The sequence below is a fragment of the Candidatus Eisenbacteria bacterium genome (assembly GCA_005893305.1).
Taxonomy (GTDB): domain Bacteria; phylum Eisenbacteria; class RBG-16-71-46; order SZUA-252; family SZUA-252; genus WS-9.
The window spans coordinates 1-8,398 of sequence record VBOZ01000005.1; the positions used below are offsets into that span (position 1 = coordinate 1).

Below are 8,398 nucleotides of genomic sequence, written 5' to 3' on the forward strand. Positions count from 1 at the left end.
GGGTGTCCATGGTCGATGTTTGGACAAGGAGGGAGCTCGATGAAGAATTGCTTACTACTGCTTGCGGTTGTGGGGGTGATGATGATGGTGGGTGCCCCCGCTTACAGCCAGTACCTGTTCCTCGACACCAACGGAGACGGTAGGAACAGCACGAATCCGATTTATTATCCGCCGAATCCGCCGCCCGACCCGCCGATCGAGCCCGATGTGCTCAGCTCGACGGTCACCTCGATTGACATCTATCTCGTGACCGATCAGAACGTGGATGGCACCCCCGCTACATGCCAGACGGGTGAGACGTTCCAGATCAACTCGTACGAATTTATCCTTCGGTATTCCGGAACCGGGTCTGTTCAGTACGGCGCCTGGACCGACAACATGGGCTATGCCAACGGGGGCGTGCTCTGTGGCGACGCAGTCACGTGCAAGGGTGCCGGCGACATCTGGGTCGGCAAGTACAAGTTCACGTACGATCCCCCGGGTAGGTACAAGCTCGGCTCCCTTGCCATCACCGTGACGGGCACGCCGGACCTCGATTTCATGACGACGAGCACGCTGCACCCACTCGCGGGTACGTCGTTCGGCTCGAGCTGCAGCGGCAGCCAGGGCGACCACACGATCCGACTGGGGGTGGATTTCTGTGCCAACGGCGAGCTCGGCTGCCCAGGCAACACGCAGAAGCGGATTCCGGTGACGACCACAACCTGGGGCAAGATCAAGATGACGTACAAGTAGACGAAGTTACGTTCGTGGCATAGGTGGCGGAAGGGGAGGGGCGGTGCCAACACGGCGCCGCCCCTCTTGCGTTACACCGGACGCGGCGCCGCCCGACCTTTCCGCGTTCGCGGGCGCACCGCCCCTACGGCCCGCCCTGCCGGATCAGATAGGCCAGCGCGAAGCCGATCTGGGCCACGAACATCATCACGTACATGTGCGTCCAGGAGGGGTGGTTCTCCGTTCGGGCCAGGTCGTCGGGCCGGCGGACCATCAGGTAGACCACGTAGCTGCCCCACGCCGCGAGAAGTCCGGTGAGTCCGAGCAAGACCCCGGGGTGCCCGGTCAAGTAGCCGTGGGCGACCCCATAGGGGATCAGCAGGAAGGGTAGAACAAGGAAGGGGGCGGTGATCCAGGCGGCCCGCCGCGCCCCATGGACCACCGGCAGGGTTCGGAACCCAGCCGCGGAGTCGCCCCGCACGTCCGCGAAGTCCTTCGTCGTCGTGGCTCCGAGCAGGAAGAGGCCGAACACGGCGCCGATGTACCACGGCTCGAGCCGGCCGAAGTCCCGCACGCACGACCAGCCCGCCACCTTCAAGAGCAGCCCGCGCGGAATCGCGATGACCAGATTCGCGAGGTACGGGACCGCCTTCAGGCGAAAGGGCGGCGCCGAATAGAGGACGGTGAAGACTGCCGCTGTTCCCGCGAGGAGCGTGCATTGGGGGCCCACGAGGGAGGCCAGCACGAAGGCGGCGACGTAGAGCCATCCGGATAGCCGGATTGCCTCCATGGGCGAGACCCGGCCCGCGGGGATGGGCCGGGCCGGCTTATTGAGGCGATCGGCCTCCAGATCGGTGACCTGGTTCAGGACGTTGGAGGCCGCGTTCAGGACCGCCGCCATGAGCGTGCCGAGCGCGATCTTCGCGGCCAGCCATGGCCCGAGCGGCACCGGCGGGGCCGCCCCGAGGGCGATCACGCTCCCGGTGAACATTCCCAGCGCGGGGGCGATCAGCGTGAAGGGGCGGGCCAGCTCCCAGTAGAGCCGGGCCCGCTCAGCGGATGCCAAGATCCCTTCCGTCCATGTCGGCCGCCGGCGCGATTCCCAGCCTGCGGAGCACGGTCGGTGCGAGGTCGATGATGTGCGCGTCGGCGCTCCCGATGGGACGGCTCGAGAAGAGGACCCCAGGCACCTGGCTCGGATCGACCGAGCAGTGGTCGGCGCTCCACCGCCGCTCGTTCGGTTCGATGATCCGCGGAGGGATTCCACCCAGGGAGGTCTGCCACGAGACGCGGTAGCCCCGCTCGAAGCCGACCACGAGATCGGGCGCCTCGCTGAAGTAGGGGCCCTTGTAGATTTCCTCCCGCGCGTAGACCTTCCGCACGACCTGCTCGCCCGTATCGGGATCGCGAAGCGCGCTGAACCGGCGCGTGATCTCCTTCCGAAGCGAGTCGTACTCGGCCCCCGGCGCGACGGCGCCGTAGCGCTCCCTCCCCTTCAAGTTCACGTAGATCTGGCCCAGGGCGAGCGCGTAGGCGCGCGTCTTGGGCCAGTCGACGTTCGGCCAGAACGTCCCGCGGCCGAAGAGATCCTCGAGGTTTCGGTCCCGGACCGGGTCCTGCCGCGAAAGCGTCATGTACCCGTTCCGCACGAGCCAGGTATTGATGTTCACCGCCTTCCGGAAGCTGGAGAATCCGTGGTCCGAGACGACGAGGAGCGTGGTCCGTCCGTCCTTGCACCGCTCGAGGAGACTGCCCACCAGGCTGTCGGCGCGCATGTAGACGCGGTCGATGGCATCGCCGTAGAGCGCGGCCAGCCGCCGGTTGTACATGGGATGTTGAGGGTCGATCAGCCGCCAGAACATGTGCTGCACCTTGTCGGTCGACTGGAACACGCTCACGAAGAGGTCGGGGTTCATTTGATCGAGCGCGTCGAAGACGAGCGCGCGCTGGCGGTCGAACGTGAAGTTGAGGTCTTCGAGAAATACCCGCTCGTCGATCGCCTCCTCGTTCAGGGCCCAGGTGTCCTCGGGCCAGCCGAGCGTCTTGTAGAGACCGTTTCGCCCGGCGAGGTCGGCGCTGTAGGCGGGCGGCGTCGAGATCGGCACCGGCGGCCGGCGCGGGTCGAAGTTGATCGGGGAGAGGTAGATTCTGAGCTCGGGAAACGCCTCCACGACGTGGAAGCGGGCGATCCCGTGAAGCGTGATCATAGGCGCTACCGTGAAGCCGATCGGATACCAATCGCTCCACTCTCCTTGGCGCACGATCCGCACGCGGCCCTGCACGCCGATCTTGACCGAGCCCGCCTCGCCGGGACGCGCCCCGCGGAGGCGCTGAAACTGGACGGGCAGCGTGACGTCCGGGATCCGGCCCTCGGCATCCCGCGACGCCAGCGGATTTCGCGGCCCATGAATCACCGAGCCGGCTCGACCCGACGCGTCGACCCGGAGCCGAGCGATTTTCCCGCCCATCTCCGTGTCGCCCACCCCGGTCGCGTTGGTCGCCCAGAAGGAGAAAGTTCCCATGGTCCCGCGGATGTCGGGAACCCCAAGCCCCGAGAGGAGTACGCCATTCTGTAGCCTCTCGGGCGGGAAGTTGATGGGGGCCTCGAGCACCGCGGTCCGGACCCCGTGGCCGGAGGCGATCTGCCAGAACGTTGTTCCCTCGCGATTGTTCGTGATTTTCGGGGCCCGCATAGGGAGGAATCCGAAAGCGAACTTGCCGCGCTGGATCGTGACGGTCGAGAAATCGGGGTAGTAGGTCGCGGGATTTCGGCGCAGGAAGTCGAAGATCCGGGTCTTGCCCGGATTCATCCCCGTCGAGAACGCGGACCACGCGACGGGGGATTGAGCCGGGTTCGTCGTCTGAAGCCGGCGCATGGCGCCGTGCTCCTTCATCCAGGCGAGATTCGGAAGCTTCCCCTCGGCGATGAGCCGGTCGGCCATGACGGGATCCATTCCGTCGAAGCCGAGGATGTAAACACGTTCATGAGGCTCGGCGGGGATTGGGATATCCGAGAGGGCGATGGACGCAAGCGCCGCAAGGAGCGCGACCGGGCCTACCATCCGCATCGGTCCACTCCTTGGGTCGGAGAGAGGCATTCCATCGATTCCAGCGGCGAAAATCGTAGCATCGCGGCTCGCGCAGTGTCAAACCGGCCGGGCGCGCGGGTGCGCGCACATCGCTCTGGGAGGCGCGCGGATCGCTCTCGGCGGGTTGCCTTGACGCTCCACGGTCTGGCTTCCTATAATCCCGCGTCCACGATCTCCTCCCACTCTCGGGCGCGAGGGAATACGCTCATCCGTCCAGGCCGCCTTCTCGGAAGACGACGCTCAGCGCTCCTCCTTCTTTCCTTGATTGCCCTCCTGGCCGTGATTTTAGGGGGCGGCGCTGTCGAGGCGAGCGCAGCACCCTCGATGGGAAGCATTCGGGCCGCGGCACAGGATCTTCGCGGCGCGACCTTCGACTACGTGCCCGGCGAGATCCGGTTCGACACCCTGAGCGTGAACGGCGTGGCGTATACGCGGGTTTCGGTGGGTGGAGCTGTGGTCGTGGAGCCGCCGGGGCGCCCGTCGCTCCCCACCGCGACCATCCACGTCGCCGTACCGGATGGAATGAGCCCGCGCCTCAAGATCGCGTCCGAGCAGTGGAACGAGCGCGCGGGACCCCCGCAGCCGGTCCCCGTCGTGCACCAGCGCTTCATCTCGGATGATCCCAAGAGCGGCCCAGTGAGCGAGTACAGAATCGACCGTGATCCCGCGATCTACGCGCGCCCCGGTGTCTATCCGGCGCAGGCGGTGGAGCTCGGGAAAGGCGCCGCCGTCGGAGAGATGTGGGTGGTTCCGGTTTTGGTCCATCCCGTGCGCTGGGACCCCGTCGCGCGCGCCTACCGCACGCTCGCCCGCATGAGCGTTCGGGTCGATTTCGTCCCGGCCACGGACGCGGAGCGTGCTGCCCGTCCCAATTTCCGCCTCGGCGGCGACGCTGCCCCGTGGCGCCGCGTGCAAGAGGGTCTCGTCCGAAACTTCCAATCGGCGCGGTCATTTCCCGCGCGGCCGAGATCGCTGCCGCGGCCGGTGGCGCGCGCGCGGCGCGCGGTGAACCCGGAATTCAAGATCGCCGTCACGGCGACCGGCTGGACGGCGGTGAACTTCGCGGCGATGAGCGGCGCCGGGTTCCCCTCAAGCATCCCGATCAACACGATCACGCTCTCCGAGCGTGGCTACGATGACGTGGGAGACAGCGCGACGGTCACGCCGATCCCAGTCGTGCCGCGCGACAACAATTCCAATGGCGTCTTCGACGCGCAGGACCTGATCACGTTCTACGGGCGTAGCCTCCGGGACCGCGTGGGCGCTGGCTCGGTCGAGAACCGCTATGCGGACGCCAACGTCTACTGGCTGACCTGGGGCGCGACGCCGGCGGCGCCGATGGATTCGATTTCGGGCTCGATTCCAGGGCCCGCGACAACGCCCACCTCGTTCCTCGACACGATTCATCTCGAGCAGGACGTGTTCATGTTGCCGTCACCGAATCGGTCCGTCGCCTCGCCCCCGGAAGCGGTGGATTACTTCTTCTGGACGAACGGAAACCTCGACTTTCCCGACGTTTTCGACCAGCCGATTCCCTTCGTGGATCCTGACGTCACCCAGCCGTTCCGCATCCGATCCTATTATCAGGGTCAGATGAACAGGAATCACCGGCTGCACATCTTTTATCAATCCTCGTCGGGAGTGGCCGATACGCTCGCCGCGAATGCGAATTTCTCCGATCAGGAGGTCTACGCCCTGGATACCGGTATCACGATCCCCGGGTCGCACATCGGCGGCGGCTCCAATCGGTACCAACACGTGGGGGAAGGACAGCCTCCGTCCGGGGGGCCATTCTCGAACGGGAGCAAGGCGTGGCTCGATTGGATCGAGGTGACCTACTCGCGGTTCTACCGCCCTCGGGGCCAGGTGCTCAAGTTCACGAGCGGCGGGTCGGGCGGAGTCGTGGAGCTCCACGTCGGCAATTTCACCTACTCGAACATCGAGGTCTACGACGTCACGACGCCGACCGCCCCCAAGCGAGTGACCGACGTGACGATTAATCCCTTGAGCCCCGATTTCGAGCTGGTCTTCCGGACCGACGCCTCGGCCGGCGAGCGCCGCTTCGTGGCCCTCATCCCGAACTTCGAGACGATCGTTCCGGCTTCCGCCGCCACCCAGGACACTCCGTCCTCGCTCTTCGTCCCGAGCCCGTTCTCGCCGACGAACATCGCACGGTCGATTGTCATCACGCCCCAGGCATTTCTGACGCCCGCGAATCGGCTTGCCGATTATCGGCGGGCGCAGGGATATGTGGTGGAGGTGGCGGACGTGCAGGACGTCTACGACGAATTCAATGGCGGCATCAAGTCCACACGGGCGATCCGGCGCTACCTTCGCCATGGATATCTTGCCTGGACCCCGCGGCCCACCTTTGCACTGATCGCCGGCGACGCCAGCATGGACAACAAGCACCACATGGCCACGAGCGGTGTCGATTGGGTGCCCACTTATTTGCAGTTCGAGAGCATTGCGGGCCCTGGAGGCGCCGAGCTGGTCGCGCACGACTCGCACTACACCCTGAACCTGTCTGCCGCGATTCCTGGGGACGCGGACTACGTACCGAGCGTTTTCCTCGCGAGAATTCCTGCCGGGAGCGCGGCCGACCTGGACCAGTTCGTGACCAAGGTGATCCAATACGAGAATTTTCAGGCGAGCGACGACTGGCGAGGACGAATGCTCCTCGTGTCGGATGATGAGTTCTCGACGGGGATATTCTCCGCATCGAGCTACTGCTTCTCGCCAGACGAGGCCGACTTCAGGCAGGGCAACCAGAACATGGCGGACCTCGCAAACGCGAGCCAGTCAGGACAGGACATCACCTCAAATTTCTACAATCTCGCCACGTTCACGGACCCAATTCCGACATTTGACGACGGATTCGGAAATACCTGTCGAAACCTCCAGAACGTGAAGAACGTTCTCAATTCCCCAGGCGGCGGTTACGACCAACTGGAGGCCGCGATCGGCCAGGGGAGCCTGATCGTGAATTTCGAAGCCCACGCGAACCGGTATTTGATTGCCCACGAAGACATCTATTGCACGTCAACCCTGTACTGCGCCTCACCCATTGGCCCCGACCGACTTCTGAATTACGGCCGCCCTTCGCTCTTGATGGTGTGGGGCTGCCACGCGAATCAGTTTCCGGATGGCCCGGCAGCGACACTTTCGGACAGCAGTAGGGCTATCGGGGAACAGTGGCTCTTCTTGCCGACCCGAGGTTCCATTGGATCGCTTGGTAGCGGTGGGTACGAGTACCTGAACACAAACGCGAACTACAATTTCTTTGTGGCGGAGGCCTTTTTCACGACCCCACCCGTCCCTACGCCCCCGCCAGGGGAGCCGCGCCGTGCTCGATGGATCATGGGCGAAGTGCTCGGAACCGCTGCCGTACAGAACGGAATGAGCGGCGGTCTGGGACAGGGGATCATGAACCGCACCATCAGTCTCCTCGGCGACCCGATGCTCCGGATGGACGCTCTCCCGCCACGGGTGTTCGAGGTCAAGCTTGACGGAGCCACATTCGCCAACGACAGCACCTTCACCAGCAATTCGCCGACCGACAGCGTCACGCTGGTTGCGAAGACGCGCGACGAAGCTGGCGTCAAGAAGGTCTCGCTCGCCGAGCGGGACGTCGCGAGCGGGACCATTACCCCGATCGACTCGACGTCCTATTCGACCGCTTACGCCGACAGCGGGCGCCGCGTGACCGTGACGACCCGCGCGCGGCCGCGCGTCGGGAACTACGACCTTCAGGTCCGCGCGATCGACGGGAACGACCGGCTTCAGATATTCTCGCTCAGGGTGCGCACGCCGGTCATCTACAAGGCGAACGGGATCGTGATCGTGAGCGGCGTCTTCGTGGAGAACGAGGCGGTGCTTCGCGCGGAGGTGACGACGCCCATCCCGGTCACCGCGGATTCGCTGTCGCTCTACCTGGACGGGGTCCCGATCACGGTCACCAAGACGCAGACGGACGTGGTGGGTCGCCGGTGGACGCTCCAAGGCCTCCCCGAAGGACGAGGCCCGGGGGCCCACGTCCTCCAGATCGCGGTCGGCGGCCGCACGGCGGGCTTCGATCAGGCCTCCTACCAGGTGAGCGCGGAGTTCACGATGCGCGGCGTCGCGGTGGTGAGCCCCAAAGTCCAGGGTGCGGGCTGCGGAGGATCCATCTTCCAGTACGAGCTGAGCGCGCCCGCGAACCGGGTGGAGCTCCTCCTCATGACCGTGGCGGGGCGCCGCGTCTCATCGGTCCAGCTTCCGGGGAATCCCGGGTTCAACGTCTTCTGCTGGGATGGCCGAGACTCGCAAGGACACGAAACCGCGATCGGCCTCTACCTCTTCCGCATCCGTGCGACCGATGCATCCGGCCGCACGGTCACCCGAGACGGTAGGATGATCCGCTCTCGGTGAAAGACCGGCGGAGCGGAAAGGCCATCTTCCGGGAGCTCTCCGGGCTCGTGACGGAGCAGCGGAACCCTCGCTCCCGCCGGCTCGACCAGCTCTCGACGCCGCAAGTGCTGCGCCTCATGAATCGCGAGGACTCGCGCGTGCCACGCGCGGTCGCGCGCGAAGTCCCGAAAATCTCGAAGGCGGTC

Annotated in this window: 4 protein-coding genes and 1 pseudogene (1 of these 5 cut by a window edge); 3 read left to right on the top strand and 2 right to left on the bottom strand. The window is 65.4% G+C overall.

Translation table 11 applies throughout. The features are described 5' to 3' along the window. Nucleotides 1–39: 39 nt before the first annotated feature. A complete protein-coding gene (locus E6K79_00895) occupies nt 40–735 on the top strand; it encodes a hypothetical protein (GenBank protein ID TMQ67021.1) in 696 nt (231 codons plus the stop codon). Between the two features lie 124 nt (nt 736–859). Here E6K79_00895 and E6K79_00900 read toward each other — a convergent pair whose 3' ends face one another. Together E6K79_00900 and E6K79_00905 are read right to left on the bottom strand one after the other, a co-directional pair. Continuing rightward, complete coding sequence (locus tag E6K79_00900) at nt 860–1,780, bottom strand: hypothetical protein (GenBank protein ID TMQ67022.1); 921 nt, start codon at nt 1,778–1,780, stop codon at nt 860–862. Next, complete coding sequence (locus tag E6K79_00905) at nt 1,767–3,812, bottom strand: phosphodiesterase (GenBank protein TMQ67023.1); 2,046 nt, start codon at nt 3,810–3,812, stop codon at nt 1,767–1,769. Before E6K79_00905 ends, E6K79_00900 begins: the two co-directional genes overlap by 14 nt. A gap of 315 nt (nt 3,813–4,127) precedes the next feature. Between E6K79_00905 and E6K79_00910 the strand changes: the two genes are divergently transcribed. Both E6K79_00910 and murQ read left to right on the top strand, forming a co-directional pair. Next, nucleotides 4,128–8,213 (top strand): hypothetical protein, encoded by a 4,086-nt coding sequence (locus E6K79_00910; protein ID TMQ67024.1) that lies wholly within the window; start codon nt 4,128–4,130, stop codon nt 8,211–8,213. A 23-nt stretch (nt 8,214–8,236) separates the two neighbouring features. Further along, a pseudogene (gene murQ / locus E6K79_00915) lies at nt 8,237–8,398 on the top strand (N-acetylmuramic acid 6-phosphate etherase); it runs 721 nt beyond the window's last position.